1 pseudogene is annotated in these 1,032 nt (G+C 68.3%); it reads left to right on the top strand.

Annotated elements, in window-relative coordinates:
* Nucleotides 1-973: pseudogene (locus U1T56_RS24095) on the top strand (IS256 family transposase); the annotation flags it as partial.
* Nucleotides 974-1,032 lie beyond the last annotated feature (59 nt).

The following is a 1,032-nucleotide window of genomic DNA, read 5'->3' as shown; positions in this document are numbered from 1 at the left end:
CCGCAAGGGCTCGTACTTCCCAGCCTTTCTCGGTTGACGGCGCCGCCGTCGACCGGCGCACGACGGAGCGGGCCTTGGCTGCCGTGATCCAAGAGGCCTACGTGCACGGGGTCGCCACCCGGGCCGTGGACGACCTGGTGTAGGCGATGGGCATGACCGGCATCTGCAAGAGCGAGGTCAGCCGGATCTGCCAGGAGATCGATGGCCGGGTGAACGCCTTTGGGGGCCGCCCCATCGAGGGCGAGTGGCCGTATCTCTGGATCGATGCGACCTACGTTCAGGTGCGCGCGCAAGGACGGATCGTCAGCACAGCGGTGACAAGCCGCCGGTGTGCACACGGACGGCCGCCGCGAGGTGCGCGGCATGAGCACTGGTCGGTCCGAGGCGGAGCCGTTCTGGACCGACTTTCTGCGCTCCTTGGCCGACCGTGGCCTGCGTGGGGTGAAGCTGGTGGTCGCCGCCGGCCACAAGGGTCGGCGGGCGGCCGCGAGCAAGGTGCTGCACGCTACGCAGCAACGGTGCCGAGGTCATGGGAGGCGGGATCTGCTCGGCCGCGTGCCGCCGGGCGATGGTGGCGGCGCTCTTGCGCACGATCTTGGCGCAGGACACGGCCGAAGCCGCGCACGAGCAGTGGCGCAGGGTAGCCGACAGTCTGCGCGAGCGGTTCGCGAAGGTGGCCGAGTTGATGGATGGCGCCGAGCACGACGGTCTGGCGCACCGTACATTCCCAAAGGAACACTGGTCGCAGCCCGCCTCGACCAACTCCCTCGAGCGACTGAATGGCGAGATCAAGCGGCGCACCAATGTTGTTGGAATATTGCCCAACTCAGGAGCGGTTGCTCGCCTCGCCGGCGCGATCCTGCTCGAGCAGAATGACGCGTGGGCGGTCGCCCGGCGCTCTATGTCGCTTGAAACGATCCGCCCCGGCGGCGATGCTGACACCCTGGTCAGCCTGCCCGCCGTGGTCGGCTGATTGGTCTTCGACCCGCATCGAGGACCGGCATTCCTACACCACGCCCAGGGGCACGATCG

This window comes from Benzoatithermus flavus, assembly GCF_037908215.1.
Classification (GTDB): domain Bacteria; phylum Pseudomonadota; class Alphaproteobacteria; order Geminicoccales; family Geminicoccaceae; genus Benzoatithermus; species Benzoatithermus flavus.
Note: the sequence above shows the minus strand (reverse complement) of the source record. Positions and strands in the feature narration are given on the sequence as shown.